The organism is Phytoactinopolyspora limicola, assembly GCF_011320225.1.
GTDB classification, from domain to species: Bacteria; Actinomycetota; Actinomycetes; order Jiangellales; family Jiangellaceae; genus Phytoactinopolyspora; species Phytoactinopolyspora limicola.
In genome coordinates this window covers 115365-132746 of record NZ_JAAOEN010000004.1, presented here as the reverse complement: position 1 = coordinate 132746, position 17382 = coordinate 115365, and the positions used below count along the sequence as shown (strand labels likewise).

General features: G+C 68.7%; 16 protein-coding genes. 12 read left to right on the top strand and 4 right to left on the bottom strand.

The window, feature by feature from the left end; translation table 11 throughout:
* Window positions 1-26 precede the first annotated feature (26 nt).
* Window positions 27-1211: an alpha/beta hydrolase gene (locus G8760_RS12230; protein ID WP_166351354.1), complete on the bottom strand. Its 1185-nt coding sequence runs from the start codon at window positions 1209-1211 to the stop codon at window positions 27-29.
* A gap of 29 nt (window positions 1212-1240) precedes the next feature.
* On the opposite strand from G8760_RS12230, the gene hisH reads away from it, so the two are divergent.
* The 6 genes from hisH (at window position 1241) to G8760_RS12200 (ending at window position 9309) form a co-directional block, all read left to right on the top strand.
* Complete coding sequence (hisH, locus tag G8760_RS12225) at window positions 1241-1879, top strand: imidazole glycerol phosphate synthase subunit HisH (protein ID WP_166351352.1); 639 nt, start codon at window positions 1241-1243, stop codon at window positions 1877-1879.
* 2 nt (window positions 1880-1881) lie between these two features.
* The gene (locus G8760_RS12220) at window positions 1882-2625 is read left to right on the top strand and encodes a class I SAM-dependent methyltransferase (RefSeq protein ID WP_166351350.1); all 744 of its coding nucleotides are present in this window, start codon (window positions 1882-1884) and stop codon (window positions 2623-2625) included.
* Window positions 2626-2713: 88 nt separating this feature from the next.
* Window positions 2714-3442 (top strand): bifunctional 1-(5-phosphoribosyl)-5-((5-phosphoribosylamino)methylideneamino)imidazole-4-carboxamide isomerase/phosphoribosylanthranilate isomerase PriA, encoded by a 729-nt coding sequence (gene priA, locus G8760_RS12215; protein ID WP_166351348.1) that lies wholly within the window; start codon window positions 2714-2716, stop codon window positions 3440-3442.
* A gap of 88 nt (window positions 3443-3530) precedes the next feature.
* The gene (gene hisF / locus G8760_RS12210) at window positions 3531-4310 is read left to right on the top strand and encodes an imidazole glycerol phosphate synthase subunit HisF (RefSeq protein WP_166351346.1); all 780 of its coding nucleotides are present in this window, start codon (window positions 3531-3533) and stop codon (window positions 4308-4310) included.
* Window positions 4311-5545: 1235 nt separating this feature from the next.
* The gene (locus tag G8760_RS12205) at window positions 5546-7519 is read left to right on the top strand and encodes an ABC transporter ATP-binding protein (protein ID WP_207782285.1); all 1974 of its coding nucleotides are present in this window, start codon (window positions 5546-5548) and stop codon (window positions 7517-7519) included.
* A 50-nt stretch (window positions 7520-7569) separates the two neighbouring features.
* Complete coding sequence (locus tag G8760_RS12200) at window positions 7570-9309, top strand: ABC transporter transmembrane domain-containing protein (RefSeq protein ID WP_166352039.1); 1740 nt, start codon at window positions 7570-7572, stop codon at window positions 9307-9309.
* 57 nt (window positions 9310-9366) lie between these two features.
* Here G8760_RS12200 and G8760_RS12195 read toward each other — a convergent pair whose 3' ends face one another.
* Window positions 9367-9888: a septum formation family protein gene (locus tag G8760_RS12195; protein WP_166351344.1), complete on the bottom strand. Its 522-nt coding sequence runs from the start codon at window positions 9886-9888 to the stop codon at window positions 9367-9369.
* Between the two features lie 180 nt (window positions 9889-10068).
* Between G8760_RS12195 and hisI the strand changes: the two genes are divergently transcribed.
* The 6 genes from hisI (at window position 10069) to trpC (ending at window position 14403) form a co-directional block, all read left to right on the top strand.
* Window positions 10069-10419 carry a phosphoribosyl-AMP cyclohydrolase gene (gene hisI / locus G8760_RS12190; RefSeq protein ID WP_166351342.1) on the top strand — a complete coding sequence of 117 codons (351 nt, stop codon included), beginning with the start codon at window positions 10069-10071 and terminating at the stop codon, window positions 10417-10419.
* A 67-nt stretch (window positions 10420-10486) separates the two neighbouring features.
* Window positions 10487-12025, top strand: a complete 1539-nt coding sequence (locus G8760_RS12185) for an anthranilate synthase component I (protein WP_166351340.1) — start codon at window positions 10487-10489, stop codon at window positions 12023-12025.
* Complete coding sequence (locus G8760_RS12180) at window positions 12022-12636, top strand: Trp biosynthesis-associated membrane protein (protein ID WP_166351338.1); 615 nt, start codon at window positions 12022-12024, stop codon at window positions 12634-12636. Before G8760_RS12185 ends, G8760_RS12180 begins: the two co-directional genes overlap by 4 nt.
* Window positions 12637-12784: 148 nt before the next feature.
* Window positions 12785-13051 (top strand): HGxxPAAW family protein, encoded by a 267-nt coding sequence (locus G8760_RS12175; protein ID WP_207782283.1) that lies wholly within the window; start codon window positions 12785-12787, stop codon window positions 13049-13051.
* 2 nt (window positions 13052-13053) lie between these two features.
* Window positions 13054-13416 (top strand): winged helix-turn-helix domain-containing protein, encoded by a 363-nt coding sequence (locus G8760_RS12170; RefSeq protein WP_166351336.1) that lies wholly within the window; start codon window positions 13054-13056, stop codon window positions 13414-13416.
* Between the two features lie 177 nt (window positions 13417-13593).
* Entirely contained in the window at window positions 13594-14403 is an 810-nt protein-coding gene (trpC, locus tag G8760_RS12165) for an indole-3-glycerol phosphate synthase TrpC (RefSeq protein ID WP_166351334.1), read from the top strand.
* 65 nt (window positions 14404-14468) lie between these two features.
* Here the strand turns inward: trpC and G8760_RS12160 are convergent, their stop codons facing one another.
* Complete coding sequence (locus G8760_RS12160) at window positions 14469-16247, bottom strand: GMC family oxidoreductase N-terminal domain-containing protein (protein WP_166351332.1); 1779 nt, start codon at window positions 16245-16247, stop codon at window positions 14469-14471.
* Entirely contained in the window at window positions 16247-17146 is a 900-nt protein-coding gene (locus G8760_RS12155; protein WP_166351330.1) for a hypothetical protein, read from the bottom strand. Before G8760_RS12155 ends, G8760_RS12160 begins: the two co-directional genes overlap by 1 nt.
* Window positions 17147-17382: the final 236 nt, after the last annotated feature.

Genomic DNA, 17382 nt, shown 5'->3' with positions numbered 1-17382 from the left:
CGCGGGAGGCCCCGTGCGCGCAGCGGTCACGGGTTGGGCAGGGTGACGGCGAACTCGGCCGCCGCCTGTTCATACGCGGCCGGGTCGACGTTCCAGCCCTGCACATGGCCGGCTCCGTCCAGCCGGACATAGGTGACCAGGTCGGGCCGGGCGTCGGCGAACGCGTCGGAGGAGGACACCGGCACCGTCTCGTCGCCACTGCCGTGGAACAACAACACCGGCAGAGTCAGCGTGTCGGCGTTGGCCACCTGGTTCATGGCGCCCAGATTGATCCCGGTGCGCAGCCGCACCACCCCCGAGGCGATCGTCGCGGCCACCGCCGGCAGATTCCGGTTGCGCGACTCGTTGGCCAGCACGTCGGACCAGGACAGCACGGGGGAGTCGTAGATCACCCCAGCCACCCCGTCGGGGCCGTGTACCCGCAGGTAGTTTCCGACGACGGCGCCGCCCATCGAGTAGCCGGCCAGGATGACGTCGTCGGCGCCCTGGCCGCGGGCGTAGTCGATGGCCGCGGCGACGTCGTCGGATTCGGTCCAGCCGAGACCGTATCGGCCGTTGGGATCGGCGGGGGCGTCGTCGTCGTTGCGGTACGCGATCGCCAGCTGCGGAAAACCGGCCTCGTGCAGGGGCGGCAGCAGCCGGAACGCCTCCGCGCGGGTGGCGCCGCGACCGTGGACATGGATGACCCACCGGCTTCGCTCACCAGGCAGGTAGGTGGCGGGATAGCCGCCCAGCGGACCGTCGTAGACGATCTCGTCGGCGTCGAGTTCGCTGACCTTACGGAAGCTGGCCAAATCCAACGGGTAGGCGTAGAAGTTGGTGCGCACCATGGTGCCGGGCTCGGGCACGTCAGGGAATGGGATAAGGCTGCGAGTGATGGTGTCGCCGACCCGTTCGATGTCGGGGCCGACGCGCGCGTAGCCGCCCGGCCAATCCAGGCCGGTCAGCCCGGGCTGGTCGGCGCCCTCGCCGATGAGCGTGACGCTGGTGTCGCTGACCTCCACCACCTCGATGGGAAACTCGGTCGGCGAGGTGTCGACCAGCAGCAGTTCGTCGGCGTAATACCAGCCACCGGCCGCCGTGGTGGCGACCACCACAACCACCACACTCGCCGATGCGATCGCCACCCGCTTGGGCCAGCGGCGCGCCGTCTCGGAACCGTCATGATCGGGGCTCGTGCGGGTTGTCGTCGAAGGGTCGTCCACTGCCACGGAGCAAGTTTGGCACGCGGAGGTAGAAGATGAGCGCGCCACGTCGGGTTGTTGTCCTCGATTACGGGTTCGGCAACGTCCGCTCGGCCGTGCGAGCCCTGGAGCACGTCGGCGCCGCCGTCGAACTGACCGCCGACCGCGCCGCCGCCGAGAACGCCGACGGGCTCGTCGTACCTGGTGTGGGGGCCTTCTCCGCCTGCGTCGACGGCGTACGTGCGGTCCACGGCGACCAGGTGATCGGGCGACGCCTCGCCGGCGGGCGGCCCGTGCTCGGCATCTGCGTCGGGCTGCAGATCATGTTCGCGCGCGGGGTCGAGCACGGCACCGAGGCGACCGGGCTGGACGAATGGCCCGGTACCGTCGAGCGGCTACACGCCAGGCCCTTGCCCCACATGGGGTGGAACACCGTCGACGTCCCGGCGGGTTCCGCCCTGTTCACCGGCGTCGAGCAAGAGCGTTTCTATTTCGTGCACTCCTACGGGGTGCGCCGCTGGGAGCTGCCAGGGGGAAGCGCGTTGCGTGCGCCCCTGGTCACCTGGACAGAACATGGCGGTGACCGGTTCGTCTCCGCGGTGGAGAACGGGGCCTTATCGGCCACCCAGTTCCACCCGGAGAAATCCGGCGACGCCGGCCTGACCTTCCTTCAGAACTGGGTGAAAGGCGTGTGAACGTGACCAACTGGGATGCACGGGCGTATGACCGTGACTTCGCCTTCGTCGCCGCCTACGGCGTAGAGCTGCTCGACTGGCTCAAACCCGAGCCGGGCGAAACCATCATCGACCTCGGATGCGGCACCGGGGATCTCACCGCCCGGCTGGTCGAGACCGGTGCCACCGTCATCGGAATGGACGCCGACGCCGACATGGTGGAGGCGGCGCGCCAGCGGCTCGGTACCGCCGTCGACCTGCGCGTCGTCGACGCACACGACTTCACCGTCGAAGAGCCGGTGGACGCGGTCGTGTCGAACGCGGCGCTGCACTGGATGCCGGCGCCGGTGGAAGTGCTCGGGTGTGTGTCCGACGCGCTACGGATGGGCGGCCGGTTCATCGCCGAGATGGGCGCCACGGGCAACGTCGCCACCATCCGCACGGCGGTGGACCAGGCCTGCCGCGAATCCGGACTCCCGGAACGGCGCTGGCCCTGGTACTTCCCGTCCCCGGCGCAGTACGCGGCGATCCTCGAAGACGCCGGCCTCGAGGTCCGTCAGCTCGACTTCTACGACCGGCCCACCCGGCTCAGCGGACCGGACGGTCTGGAAAAATGGCTGGAGATGTTCGCCCGCGACGTCCTGGCCGACGTGCCGGTCGACGTGCTGAGTCGCGCCACCGAGCTGGCTCGGCCGCAGCTGTGGCGAGACGATGCATGGTGGGCTGACTATCGCCGGTTACGCTTCCGAGCGGTGAAGGTGGCGTGAACGACGTTGGGGTATCCGCGGCGGGGCGCCGTGGTGGTTACCTCGGACGGATCGCGGTTGAGACGACGGATGGGCAGGGGAAGTAGACATGGCTGACGATCGGCTGGAGCTGTTGCCGGCGGTAGACGTCGCGGATGGGCAGGCGGTGCGCCTGGTTCAGGGTGAGGCCGGCACCGAGACGGCCTACGGCGCACCCGTAGATGCGGCGCTGGCCTGGCAGTCGGCAGGTGCCGAGTGGATTCACCTGGTGGATCTCGACGCGGCGTTCGGCCGTGGTTCCAACCGCGAGCTGCTCGCCGAGGTGATCGGCCGGCTCGACGTCGCGGTGGAGTTGTCCGGGGGAATCCGCGACGACGAATCGCTGGAGAACGCGCTGAAAACCGGCTGCCGCAGGGTGAACCTCGGCACGGCCGCGCTGGAGAATCCGGACTGGACGGCGAGTGCGATCGCGCGCCACGGCGACCGCATCGCGGTGGGGCTCGACGTACGTGGCACCACGCTGGCGGCCCGCGGCTGGACCCGGGAGGGCGGCGACCTGTGGGAGGTGCTGGCGCGGCTCGACGCCGACGGATGTGCACGATACGTCGTCACCGATGTCACCAAGGACGGCACCCTGCGTGGCCCCAACCTCGACCTACTGCGGTCGGTGTGCGAGCGCACCGACCGGCCCGTGGTGGCCAGCGGCGGCGTCTCGAGCCTGGACGACATCGCCGCCCTCCGTGCGTTGGTCCCGGTAGGGGTGGAGGGTGCCATCGTGGGCAAGGCGCTCTACGCGGGTGCGTTCACCCTGGAGCAAGCCCTGGAGATCGCCTCGTGACCAACCCCAACCCCACCCCCACCCCCGCCCCCGCCCCCGCTCCCGTGATCATTGGCTTTTCACCACCGAATTCGGTGGTGAAAAGCCAATGATCACGGGGAGTGGGGGAGTGGCGGTGCGGGTCATCCCGTGCCTCGACGTCGACGCCGGCCGGGTGGTCAAAGGCGTCAACTTCACCGACCTGCGCGACGCTGGCGATCCCGTCGAACTCGCCGCCGCGTATGGCGCGGAAGGCGCCGACGAGCTGACCTTCCTCGACATCACCGCATCCAGCGACGACCGCTCGACCGTGTACGACGTCGTGTCCCGCACCGCCGAAGAAGTGTTCATCCCGCTGACCGTCGGGGGCGGGGTACGGTCGGTGGACGACGTCGACCGGCTGCTGCGGGCGGGTGCGGACAAGGTTGGTGTCAACACCGGAGCTGTGGCGCGTCCGTCGCTGATCGGCGAGATCGCCGACCGGTTCGGCGCTCAGGTGCTGGTCTTGTCGGTGGACGCGCGCCGAGGTGGCGACACCGAATCCGGCTTCGAGGTGACCACCCACGGCGGGCGGCGCGGCACGGGTATCGACGCCGTGGAGTGGGCCCGCCAGGCCGCGGCCGCCGGAGCGGGGGAGATCCTGCTCAACTCGATGGACGCCGACGGCACCAAAGACGGATACGACCTGCAGATGATCGCCTCGGTGCGTGCCGTCGTCGATGTCCCGGTGATCGCCAGCGGGGGAGCCGGGCAGGTCGGCCATTTCGCCCCGGCGGTCGAAGCCGGAGCTGACGCGGTGTTGGCGGCGAGTGTCTTCCACTTCGGTGAGCTGCGGATCTCCGAGGTGAAGGGCGCGTTGGCCGCCGCGGGACAAACCGTGCGCCGCTAACCTCGCGGCGAGGTTCCACGTGGGTGGCTCGCTGGGTGTTCGCCGTGTGCTCTGAGTCCCTCGACCGCTGCGGCGCGCCATGGTGCGTTGACGGCTTCCACAAAGGCGGCATAGTGGACGCGGCTGCCGGCGCTCAGCGCACCAGGGGCCGGCGCTCACCGTGCCGCGCCACCCAGTCGCGCGGTCTTGGCCGTTCCGCTCAGCGATCAGATGCATTGATCAGTGCCGCACACGTGTGTTGTGCACCTGATCTTTTCCGGCTTCGCATCGTGAGACGAGTTCGGACGACACCACCACGCGGCGACCAGCAGCGTCGCCACAGTTGGCGAACTGTCCGTCACCCGTTCGGGGGTGCCGACGACCGCGAAGGCCCCGCTATGGCGAAGTTGAGCCGGATGGGTGTCAGATCCTGGTGCGACATCGCGCACTTCGCTACCGCCACATGGTGTTAGCGCCCGAATCCGGCGCTTAACACCATCTGGCGGTAGCGGAGTGCCGGGCATGGCGGCGCGGTGCTCACCGCACGGGGAAGCGTGTCGCCGTCCGGGCCACAACAAGGAGGCTCACTGCGGCATCCGCCCCGGGCACAAGGAGGCTTACTGTCGCTGAGGCGACCACAAGGAGGCTTACTGCACACGACGGCGTGCCGTAAGGAAGCTTGTTGCGCCCAGCCGAGGGGTGGGTGTCGCCGGAATGGACGGCGAGGCCGACGGGCGCGACGTCCGCGACGGACACGGCAGGCGCGATGAACGTGGTCGGATCGGGTTCCGGATGCAGGCGCCGGATCAAAGGGGCTGCTGCTCGGCACCGTGATGACGGGCGTCTCGTGCTGATGGTGATGCTCGTCCGCGGACGGCGAGCATGACGGCGCGGTGGCACGCTCTGACGATCAGATGCATTGATCAGTGCCGCACACGTGTGTTGTGCACCTGATCTTTTCCGGGCTCGCATCGTGAGACGAGTCCGGACGACACCACCATGCGGCGACCAGCAGCGTCGCCACAGTTGTGCACCTGATCGCGCCTGGCGAAAAGATCAGGTGACAAAACGGAGATCAGGTGCACAACGGGGTGGGACTTTTGCCGGCAGTGCTGTGACGCATCGACGAAACCCGTTTCATGGGTGTCGGCGGGGATTGGTACTGTGCTGAGACAGTCATCCCGGGCAGGCATTACTGACGTCGCACGCGTCACGCTGCTCAGGTCTGAGGTGTTCGAGGACGAGGGCAGCAGGTCGTGAGCGAGAGTCGAGTCGAGCGTCGGGCCACGCTCGGCGAGGGTATGCGTATCCTCGGACGGGCGCTGCGCGACGAGCCGGTCATCCTGGGTATCTCCATCGCCGGCAGCGCCCTGTACGGCCTGATGACGGTGGTGGCGGCAGAGGTGATCGGCCGGGTCACCGACCGCGTCATCATCCCGGCTTTCGCCGACGGAGACACCGCCGCCGGCACCATGGGGCTGGCCGCGCTGGCCATCATGGTCACGGCGATCCTCAAAGCCACGGGTATCGTGATCCGACGTTTCTTCGCCGGCCTGGGGCAGTACCGGCTGAATGCGCGATACCGGCGCCGGGTGACCCGGCAGTACCTGCGGTTGCCGTTGTCGTGGCATCACCGGCACCCGGCCGGGCGGTTGTTGTCCAACGCCAACGCCGACGTCGAGGCGACGTTCTGGCCGATCGCCCCGCTGCCGTTCGCGCTCGGTGTCATCGTCATGTTGATCATCGCGTTGGTGTCGATGACGCTCGTCGACCCGCTGCTCGCCCTCGTGGGCTTCTTGGTGTTCCCCGCCATCCTGGTGATCAATTTCATTTACCAGCGCAAGCTCTCGCCGCTGGCTACTCGGGCGCAGGCGCTGCGTGCGGATCTGTCCGCGGTGGCGCACGAGTCGTTCGACGGCGCGGCGGTGGTGAAGGCCATGGGCCGCGAGGCTGACGAAACCGAACGTTTCCGCCGGGTCGCTCTGGAGTTACGAGAGGCGAATGTCGGGGTGGGGCGGATCCGCGGCGCATTCGATCCCGTGCTGGAGGCGTTGCCCAACTTGGGCATCCTGACGGTGCTGCTCATCGGCTCCTCCCGGATCGCCGGGGGCGATCTCGAACCCGGTCAACTCGTGCAGGTCGCCTACCTGTTCACCGTCACGGCCTTCCCCATCCGGGCCATCGGCTTCGTGCTGGGGGAGTTGCCCCGGGCCGTGGTCGGGTGGCGGCGGGTGGCCGCGGTGCTCGACGCGACGGGTGCACAGGAGTACGGCCACCGTGCGCTTCAGGGCACCGCTGCCGCCGCCGATCTCGACGTCCGTGACGTGAGCTTCACTTACGCCAGCGACGCGGGCCGCGGCGCCTTCGAGGTAGCCGAGAACCCAGCGCGAACGGTGAGTCGGCGCACCGCGGCCCGGCCGCTGCCAGCCGCCGGCGGCGATGCCGTGCCCACCGGTGATCACCACCGCGCCGTGACCGGCCGACCGGTCACCGACGGGCGGGTGTCGGTGCTCGACAACGTCCACCTCGACGTCCCGCCGGGGCGTACCGTCGCCGTCGTCGGCCCCACCGGATCCGGGAAGTCCACACTGGTCAGCCTGTTGGTCCGGCTGGTCGACCCGGACGACGGCCAGGTCCTGCTGGACGGCGCCGACCTCCGGGAGTTGCGCCGCGGCGAGATTTCCGAGTCGGTGGCGCTGGTCTTCCAGCAGCCGTTTGTCTTCGAGGACACCATCCGAGACAACATCACCCTCGGCCGTGACGTGCCCGACGACGACGTCTGGGCGGCGCTCGAGCTGGCCCAGGGCGATCAGTTCGTCCGTGAGCTCGACGGCGGCCTCGATGCCCCGGTCGGCGAGCGGGGATCTACGCTGTCCGGAGGGCAACGCCAGCGGCTGGCTCTTGCCCGGGCTTTGGTCCGCAAACCGCGGCTGTTGGTGCTCGACGACGCCACGAGCGCCGTCGACCCCGAGGTGGAGCGGCGCATCCTGGCCGGCCTGCGGGCCGCCGGACTGCCGTCGACGGTGCTGGTCGTGGCCTACCGGCGGGCCACGATCGCGTTGGCCGACGAGGTCGCTTACATCGAAGGCGGCCGGGTGGCGGCCCGCGGAAGCCACGACGAACTCATGGTCGCGGCGGCGGGTTACGAGCGGCTGATCACCGCGTATGAACGCGATGCCGCGGAGCGGGCCGCGATGGACGGCGACGGCGACCAAGGTGAGGTGTCGTGAGCACGACGGGAACGTCGTCCCGGCTGGGCGACACCAGGCTCGACGGCGCGATGCGGACCATCCGGCGAGGCCTGTCGCTGTCTCCGGAGATGCGCCAAGGTCTGCCACTGACGCTGGGGATCGCGGTGATCGCCACCGCCGGACGGGTGATCGTCCCCGTCGCGGTCCAGCAGACCATCGATCGTGGACTGAACGCACCCGGCGGGCCCGACCTCGCCTACGTGCGCTGGATGTGCCTGCTAGCCGCGGTCGGCATCATGGTCACCATCGGGGCGGCCTACCTGATGAACCTCCGGATCTTCCGGGCCAGCGAGTCCGGGCTGGCGACGCTGCGCACCAAGGGTTTCCGGCACGTCCACGACCTCTCGGTGCTGACGCAGAACACCGAGCGGCGCGGCGCGTTGGTGGCCCGGGTGACCACCGACGTCGACACGATCTCCCAGTTCGTCCAGTGGGGCGGATTGTTCCTGCTGGTCAGCATGGGGCAGCTGGTGATCGCCACGGTGATCATGGCGATCTACTCGTGGCAGTTGACGTTGCTGGTCTGGATCACGTTCCTGCCGTTCTTCGTCGCGCTGCGGTGGTTTCAGCGGAGGCTGTCGGCGGCGTTCATGGTGGTGCGGGAGCGGGTCGGCGTCATGCTCGGTGCCATCTCCGAGTCGGTGGTAGGCGCCCAGGCAGTGCGGGCCTACGCCGTCGAGACGCGCACCCAGGAGCGGATCGACCACGCGGTCGAGCAACACCGTGTCGCGGCCACGAAGGCGCAGCGGCTGGCGGCGATGACGTTCTCCACCGGCGAGGTGGTGGCTGGCCTCGCGAACGCCGCGGTGATCGTCGTCGGCGTCTACCTCGGCATCGCCGGCGACATCACGCTGGGCGGCCTGCTCGCGTTCATCTTCCTGGTCACGTTGTTCGTCGCACCGGTCCAGGTCGGAACCGAGGTGCTCAGCGAGGCGCAGAACGCGATCGCCGGTTGGCGGCGGGTGCTCGGTGTGCTCGACACACCCGCCGACATCGCCGACCCCGGCCCCGGCGGGCAGGAGCTGGCGCGTGGCCCCATCGACGTCCGGTTCGAGTCGGTGGCCTACGCCTACCCCGACGGACCAGTGGTGCTGGACGACGTCAACGTCGATATCTCGCCAGGCACCCGGGTGGCCGTCGTGGGCGAGACCGGCTCGGGCAAAACCACCTTCGCCAAGTTGCTGACCAGGCTGATGGACCCGATCTCCGGACGGGTGCTGATCGACGACGTCGACCTGCGTGAGATTCAGTTCGACTCGCTGCGCCGCCGGGTGATCATGGTGCCGCAGGAGGGTTTCCTGTTCGACGACACCTTGGCGGCCAACCTCCGGTTCGGCCGGCCCGAGGCGACCGACGACGACCTTTGGCTGGCGCTGACCGAGCTGGGCCTGGCCGACTGGGCCGAAGCGCTGCCTCTCGGCCTGGACTCACCCGTGGGGCAGCGCGGTGAGTCCCTCTCCGCTGGTGAGCGCCAGCTGGTGGCGCTAGCGCGGGCCTATCTCACCGACCCGGACCTGCTGGTGCTCGACGAGGCCACCAGCGCCGTCGATCCGGCTACCGAGGTACGCCTGGCCCGGGCACTCGAAGGGATCTCGCGCGGGCGTACGTCGGTGACCATCGCGCACCGGCTGTCCACCGCCGAGGCGGCCGACGAAGTCTTCGTGTTCGACGCCGGCCGGCTGGTGGAGCGTGGCCCCCATGCCAAGCTGGTGGATGGCGGCGGCGTGTACGCCACCCTGCACGCGGCGTGGATCACCCAGTCCCGCTGAGAGCGATCAGGCACGCCGACGGCAGTTAGGTGGCGCTGGGCGGGGGTGTCCTGCGGGTCAGCGCTCGGCGCCCCGGAAGCTACCCGTCACCATGCCGCTGGGGTCGTAGACCGTGCAGACGATGTCACGGTCGTCCTGCTGCTCCCAGGAGTCGCTGGACGGCGACAGGTAGTGGATGTCGAGCTCGGACTCGTCGAAGTCGAGCCCGACGAACTCCTCGAAGGCCGGCGGGCACTCGTCGATCACCTGAGCGCGGACCTCTTCCTGGTCGGGCAGCTCCTCGGCGTCGATCTGGGTGATGAGGAGCACCTCCTGGAAGTGCTCCTGGTCGCACGGGATGATGTCGACGACCTTCACGTCGCCGTCGTCGGCGTATTCACCCAGACAGTCGCCCTCGGTGATATCGAAGATGCTGGCATTCTCGACGACGTCGCTGACCTGGCCGTCGTCGTTTCGGTCCGGCTCGTCGTCGCCACCGAAGAGGTCGTCGAACACCGAGCATCCGGTCAGGACCAACGCGCTGGCGCCGACGATAGCGGCGACGCGGATGGCGCCGGAGATGCGGGTGGTGCGTGTCACAGAGATACTCCTTGTCGAAATCAGCTCATCTCGGCCCGGAACGGACCCAACCACTCATCGGGTCGGCCGGGTGCGGTGTCCAGCGTATGGACGGACCACACTCCGCATGGCACCGGGTGGGCCGCACCTAGGGTAGGTGTCCTGGGAGCCGATCGCACCTCCGTCCGGCAGAATGGAGTGATGCCCGGTCTCGCACCCGCTCTCACCGAGCGGCTCAAACGCACCCCGGACGGCTTGGTCGCCGCGGTGGTCCAGCAGCATGACACCGGTGAGGTGCTCATGCTCGCCTGGATGGACGACGAGGCGCTGCACCGGACGTTGACCTCGGGCCGGGCCACCTACTGGAGCCGCAGCCGGCAGGAGTATTGGGTCAAGGGGGAGACGTCGGGGCACCGTCAGTGGGTGCGCGAGGTGCGTCTCGACTGCGATGGTGACACCCTGCTCGTCAAAGTCCACCAGGAAGGCCCGGCCTGCCACACCGGGACGCGTACGTGTTTCGACGACGGCCTGATCGAGGTCACCACACCATGATCGTGGATAGTTGGTGCTCCCATCCACGATCGAATGTTCGTCATGATGGCGGAAGAAGGGTAGTGCCGTGCTCGAGGTAACACCCGACCTGGAGGCTTTCCGGGTCCTGGCCAAGGATCGCCGGGTGATTCCGGTGGTGCGCAAGCTGCTGGCCGACGCCGAGACCCCGGTGGGTGTGTACCGCAAGCTCGCTGGTGAGCGCGCCGGTACCTTCCTCCTCGAGTCGGCCGAACACGGTGGAGTCTGGTCTCGTTATTCGTTTATCGGCGCCGACTCCGCCGCCATCCTGACCGAACGGGCCGGCGAGGCGGTGTGGCATGGCAACCCGCCGGTCGGCTTGCCGTCCGGCGGCGACCCGTGGGTGGCGTTGGCCGGCACGCTGGAGGTGCTGCGCACCTCACACCTGCCCGACCTGCCGCCGCTGACCGGCGGGCTGGTGGGCTTCGTCTCCTACGACGCGGTGCGCCGCCTGGAGCGGTTGCCGGACACCACCGCCGACGACCTCCGGCTGCCGGAGATGGCGTTCTTGCTCGCCACCGACCTTGCCGTGCTCGACCACGAACAAGGCACCGTGCTCCTCGTCGCCAACGCCGTCAACTGGGACAACAGCGACGAACGGGTCGACGACGCGTGGGCCGACGCGGTCCGCCGGCTCGACCGCATGACCGCACAGCTGGCCGCGCCCACGCCGTCGTCGGTGAACCCGTACGTGCCGGAAACCCTGCCCGAACACCGCAGTCGTACCCCTAAAGCCGAGTTCATCGCCGCCGTCGAACACGCCAAACGGGAGATCTACGCCGGTGAGGCGTTCCAGATCGTCGTGTCGCAGCGGTTCGAGGCGGAGACCCACGCTGATCCCCTCGATATCTACCGAGTGCTGCGCCGGGACAACCCCAGCCCGTACATGTACCTGCTGCGTTTCCCCGGCCCGGACGGAACCGGCGCCGACGGATTCGCCGTGGTCGGCTCCAGCCCGGAGGCGCTGGTCAAGGTCGAGGGTGACCGGGTGATGACCCACCCGATCGCCGGCACCCGCTGGCGGGGCGACACACCAGAGGCCGACGCGGCGCTCGCCGCCGAGCTGCTGGACGACCCCAAGGAGCGGGCCGAGCACCTGATGCTGGTCGACCTGTCCCGCAACGACCTCGGCCGGGTGTGTGTGTCCGGCAGCGTCGAGGTGGTCGACTTCATGTCGGTGCGCCGGTACAGCCACGTCATGCACATCGAGTCCACCGTCGTCGGGCAGCTGCGGGAAGATCGCACCGCACTCGACGTCTTGGCCGCCTGTTTCCCGGCCGGCACCCTCTCGGGGGCGCCGAAAGTGCGCGCCATGGAGATCATCGACAAACTCGAACCCACCCGGCGCGGCCTGTATGGCGGGGTGGTCGGGTACCTCGACTTCGCCGGCGACCTCGACGTCGCGATTGCCATCCGCACCGCGCTCATCCGCGATGGTGTCGCGTACGTCCAGGCTGGAGGTGGCATCGTCGCCGACTCCGATCCGGAAGCCGAATGGACCGAGTCGCGGAACAAGGCCGCGGCGGCACTGCGGGCGGTGGCGCTGGCCAACGCGATGCGCCCGGTTGGACCCGGCGTCGAGCGATGACCGCCAAACGTGAGTATCTGGCCGCGCTGGTGCTGCTCGCCTTCGGCGGTGTTCTCGGCCTTGTAGTGCGCGGACAGGCGTGGGGGACGGCCCAGGAGTCGTCGGCGTTTACGGCGACGTCCACCACCGTCTCCGGCGCGGATCTCGCTCCGTTGGTGTCGGCGGTGCCGTTCGTCGCGCTGGCCGCGGTGATCCTGGTCCCGGCGGTGCGTCGGATCGGGCGGCGATTGGCAGGTGCGGTTGTTGCGTTGTTAGGGGTCGCCATGGCCGTCAACGCGGCCGTCGTCACCGCCAGGCTCGGCACCGAGGTAAACGACTGGGTCACCAGCGTGCCCGACCACGGTGTGCTGGAATCGGTCTCCACAGCACCGGCCTGGGGGTTCCTCGCGGTGGTTGCCGCGGCCGCGGTCACGTTGGCGGGGGTGTTGGTGGCAGTGCGTGGTCCCCGCTGGCCGAGTATGGGGTCGCGATACGAGAGGCCGGCCGCATCCTCCGCCCGGGCCGCTGCCCCCTCAGCCGGCGACACCACCGCGGCCGGCGACACCACCGCGGCCGCCAATTCAGCCCAGACGTGGGATGCGCTCGACCGGGGTGACGACCCAACAGCGTAAGAGACCCGGCCTCGAAGTGTCGGCGCAGCCTAGGCTGCCGTTGGGCGACCCGCCCGCACGATTCTGACCCGATCCGGCACAATGGTGAGACAGATTCACCAGAACACTGCGGCGGGTGCGGCCCGCGCCATGGGTAGAAGGAGATGAGATGGCTTACAACAGCCACGGCCACACTCCAGCGGCCTGGACGGCTGTGATCATCATCGTGCTCGGGTTCGTGGTCGCCGCCATCGGCGTCATGACACTGACCTGGCAGGTGTTCTGGTTCGGTGGCGTCGGGTTGATAGTGCTCGGCGGCATCGTCGGCAAGGTGATGCAGATGATGGGCATGGGGCAGACCGAACGGGCCCCGGCACCCGGCGCTGAGCAGCCGGCGGAGCAGGCGGTGGCCACCGCAGAGGGCAGCAGCGGGTAGCCATGTCCGGTGGCCTCGGCGCCGGATCGGCGGGCCAGCCCTTGGGGGGCCCGTCGTCGATCTCGGTGGGTGGGGTCACGTTGGATACTCTGCGGCGCCGGGTCGCGCACGGCTCCGGTGCCGGCGTCCCTTTGACGCCGTTGCAGACCGAGTTGCTCGCTTATCTGATGAGTCGGCCCGGTGAGGTATGCACCCGGCAAGACCTGATGCGCGACGCGCTCGGGTATCCCAACCCGGTCGGTTCGCGCACCGTCGACGTCCACGTCGCCACGTTGCGCAGCAAGCTGGGTGGAGCGCTGCGGATTCGGGCCGTGCGCGGAGTTGGTTATACCCTCGAACGGCCGGGTGTGCGCGGCGGGGAGTAACTCCCCGTGGTTGGCAGGCCGGCCGCGCCAGACCCGGCGTGGAACCACCTGAACGAACTCAACAGGGGGGTGCGGCGTGACGCGGTGGGCCGCGCGGCTACGCTGGAGCCGCCATGTCAGGGTCGAGACAAGGTCGCTATGACGATCCGAGTAATCAGGCAGAGGGCGGAGGCAAGGGTGAGCGTTCTCGAGGAGATCCTCGATGGAGTCCGCGCCGACCTCGCCGTGCGTCAAGAACGCGTCTCGCTGGGCGAGCTGAAGGCTCTCGCGGCGAAGCAACCACCGGCACGTGACCCGTTACCCCTGTTCCGGTCGCCCGGCGTCGCCGTCATCGCAGAGGTGAAACGGTCGAGCCCGTCCAAGGGTTCCCTGGCTGAGATCTCCGATCCTGCCGCGCTGGCCACGGACTATGAGGCCGGTGGAGCCGCAGCCATCAGCGTGCTGACCGAGGAGCGCCGGTTCGGTGGCACGCTCGACGATCTCCGCGCGGTCCGCAACGTCGTCGACGTTCCCATCTTGCGCAAGGACTTCATCGTCGCCAGCTACCAGCTGTGGGAAGCCCGGGCCTGTGGGGCCGATCTGGCGTTGCTCATCGTGGCGGCGTTGGAACAGACCGCGTTGGTTAGCCTGATCGAGCGGGCCGAGTCGATCGGGCTCACTCCGTTGGTCGAGGCACACACCGAGGACGAGGTCACCCGGGCAGTGGACGCCGGTGCCCGCATCATCGGCATCAACGCACGTAATCTCAAGACCCTCCAGGTCGACACCCAGACGTTCCACCGGCTGGCGCCCGCGGTGCCGGACGGCGTGGTGCGGATCGCCGAGTCCGGGGTGCGCGGCCCACACGATGTGATCGAGCTGGCCCAGGCCGGCGCCGATGCCGTTCTGGTCGGGGAGAGCCTGGTCACTGGCCGGGACCCGCGTAGCGCCGTCGCCGACCTGGTCGCTGCCGGCGCGCACCCCGCGTTGAACAACCGCTCCCAGTAACCCCCCCCCCCCCCCCGGTGATCATTGGCTTTTGACTACCGAATTCGGTAGACAAAAGCCAATGATCACCGGGAGGGGGTAAGTTGCGCGGAGATCCGGGAGTCGGTGGAGACGACGGGAGATTCCCGACCCACCCAGGCATCGCCACCGAAGTAGCGGCTGAAGATCTTCTCCGCGGTGCGGGTGGCCAGCGCCTGCGCCGTTAACGTCGGATTCGGCCCGCCGAGGCTGTTCGCCAAGGCGGCATTGTCGGCGATGAACAGCCGCTTGACCCACCGCGCCTCGGCGTTGGCGTCCAGCACCGAGTCGTCCTCGGACAGACCCATCCGCATCGACGACTGTACGTGGAGCAACAGGGGCGGCCAGTCGATCCGAACCACCTTCGTCGCCCCGGCCGCCCGCAACATCTCAGCCGCCCGGCGGGCCACGAACTCCCGGTTCGCCCGCGTGCGCGCGGAACGCTCGCGCTGGTGGAATCGGACCTTAGGCACGGGGCCGTGCTCGTCGGCCGGTAGCGCCGACAACGTCACCCGATTCTGGGCTTCGACGTCGTCGTCGGTAATCACCAGCACGTTGAGCAGCCGGTCGATCCCGTTCGTCAGGGCATCCTTGAGCTCGTCGCCGATCATCCGGCCGGCCGTGCCGTCCCAGGGGCCCTCCGGGCCGCGCCCATTGGTGTAGTGGCCGCGGATGCCACTGTCGGAGAAGGTGGCGGCGAACTGCTGCAACCCCGGCGTCAGTCCGACGTTCTCCATGCCGCCGCGGCCCGGGAAGTCGGCGCGGGCCGCCGACGCGGCTCCCCTGGTGGATCCGGTGTCGTCGTCGAACAGGCCGATCACCCAGTCGAAGAAGTGATCGGTGTATCCACGCCCGACCCAGCCGTTGGGATTCGGCAGTGCGCTGTTCAGCCACAGTCGGGGGTCTTCGGTACAGCCACCCGCCATGACCACCACGGTGGCGTCCTCGCGGTGATAGTCACCGGTAGCACCTACCCGCCAGGTCACCCCGGTAGCCGTGGTTTCACCGCCGCGCTGTTCTGTGTGGATCTTGGTGACGTAGGCGTCGGCGATCAATTCAGCGCGACGGCCGCCGTCGGCCCACACGTCGGCGGTCAGCGCCATCGGCACGTAGCTGTTGTCCGTCGACCGTTTGGCGGCCAGGTTGCGCGGCGCCCCGCGCGGCTTGGAGCAGCCCTGCATGCAATACCCGCAGAACGTGCAGCCGGTGGCCTCCGGAAAGCGCAGCCGGGGATCGTCCCGCCCGGTCAGCTTGCCGGCCCACCCACCCGGCTGCAAAATGGCGTTCTCCTGAGGCCGGAACGAGTCTTCAGTGGTGGTCTTCGACGTTTGCACCGGCAGCCCGATACCCTCGCACCCGCGGAAGAACACCGACTCCTTGGTGCCCATGGCGGCTGTTTGCACGGGCAGGGTGGCCTCGACCCACTCGAAGTACGGCACCAGCTCCTCGTAGGTGAACGGGAACAGGTGCGCGGTGTCGTAGGCGTCGCGGTCCGGCCCGTTGTACCCGGTGAAGACACCGGGCATGGCGCGTGGCGAGTTGCCGAAATAGTGCTGGGTGGTGCCGCCGACGCCGGACAGTTGCCAGATGAACGAGTTCTGCGGGGTCTCGCGGTACCAGGCCGGTGCGTCCCGGTTCTCCGGGCCGAACCGTAGGAAGCCGGAGAGCGGGTTGTTGGCGTCGTTCTCCAAGTGGGTCCATTCGGACTCCGGATCGGCGTGTCGCGGACCGGCCTCCAACAGCAGGACGTCCAAGCCGCGAGCGGCCAGTTCCTTGGCGACGACGGGACCGCCGCCGCCCGCGCCGATGATGATGACGTCGCGCATCACGCACCCACCTCGGTTCGATCCTCGTAGTAGCCGATGAAGTCGTCCCACCCGTCGACCACGCCGTCAGGCTGATAACCGGCCAACTCCCATCCGACGGGCCGCGCGGTGAGCTCCTTGGTGTCAGGGTCGAACACCGCGAACTCGTTGTGCGCGCCGAAAGCCGAGAACTCGAGTAGCGCACCGGCGAGGAATTGCAGAAGGCCGGACAGCGAGCTGGTCAACGGCTCCGGCAGGTTGGAGTCGAGCACCGCGAGAAGATCCGCGTTGGGCCCTTCCAGCAGCTCGAACGCGCGGCACTTCTCGTCGATGCTGAGCCGGGCGAACGGCGACAGCAAAGACCCGGTGATGGACAGCGGGTTCACCTGGGTAGCCAGCAGGTTCAGTAGGAGCCCGACGACGAGGGACAGCGGGACCGTCTGATCGTTGCGCAAGATGACCATGAGGGCGCGATCGACGGTGTTGACCTGGCCGAGCAGCAGTGAATGCAACGACGGTGGCAGCGGGATGCCGGTGTCGTCCAGGGCGGTGGTCAGCGCGGTGGCCAGTGGGGTGGCGATTTGGTCGGGGAACGGCAGGAAGTTGTCGAGTGCGTTGATGATGAAGTCGTCCGCCCCGGCGTCGATGGCGCCGGGTTCGGAACGCGGTGTGCCCTGCGCATGAGAGAACCGATCCGGCCCCGGGCAGGTCATCACCACTAGTCCGCTGAGCGTGTCGCGGGCCAACTCGGCCAGGACCGGCCGCAGCAGACCAACGAGTGGGTCGAGTAGCGCGTCGGAACCGGCTGCGGCGGCCGTGCGGGGGAGGGCGGCGGGAATCGCCGAGCCGAAGGCGGTGGCGGCGCCGAGCACACCGATACGTGCCAGGAAGGTGCGGCGCGCGAGGGTTCGGTCAGCCATAGTGCACGTCTTTCATTCAATACCTCAGTGATCGTCAGCTGATTTCTGCCCCTCACCCCCAGTGATCGTCAGCAGTTTGGTGTCGCCATAGCGACCGGATCCTGACTTCGATCACTGGGGGTGAGGGCAGAAATCAGCTGACGATCACCCGGGGTGTGGGGGGTGTGGGGGGTGTGGGGGTGTGGGGGGTGTGGGGGTGTGGGGGGTGTGGGGGTGTGGGGGGTGTGGGGGTGTGG

Bases quoted from the DNA above. Each gene is read 5' to 3' on its own strand.
- hisH (WP_166351352.1), top strand. From the start codon at position 1,241: ATGAGCGCGCCACGTCGGGTTGTTGTCCTCGATTACGGGTTCGGCAAC.
- priA (WP_166351348.1), top strand. From the start codon at position 2,714: ATGGCTGACGATCGGCTGGAGCTGTTGCCGGCGGTAGACGTCGCGGAT.
- hisF (WP_166351346.1), top strand. From the start codon at position 3,531: ATGATCACGGGGAGTGGGGGAGTGGCGGTGCGGGTCATCCCGTGCCTC.
- G8760_RS12200 (WP_166352039.1), top strand. From the start codon at position 7,570: ATGCGGACCATCCGGCGAGGCCTGTCGCTGTCTCCGGAGATGCGCCAA.
- hisI (WP_166351342.1), top strand. From the start codon at position 10,069: ATGCCCGGTCTCGCACCCGCTCTCACCGAGCGGCTCAAACGCACCCCG.
- G8760_RS12180 (WP_166351338.1), top strand. From the start codon at position 12,022: ATGACCGCCAAACGTGAGTATCTGGCCGCGCTGGTGCTGCTCGCCTTC.
- G8760_RS12175 (WP_207782283.1), top strand. From the start codon at position 12,785: ATGGCTTACAACAGCCACGGCCACACTCCAGCGGCCTGGACGGCTGTG.
- G8760_RS12170 (WP_166351336.1), top strand. From the start codon at position 13,054: ATGTCCGGTGGCCTCGGCGCCGGATCGGCGGGCCAGCCCTTGGGGGGC.
- G8760_RS12160 (WP_166351332.1), bottom strand. From the start codon at position 16,247: ATGCGCGACGTCATCATCATCGGCGCGGGCGGCGGCGGTCCCGTCGTC.
- G8760_RS12155 (WP_166351330.1), bottom strand. From the start codon at position 17,146: ATGGCTGACCGAACCCTCGCGCGCCGCACCTTCCTGGCACGTATCGGT.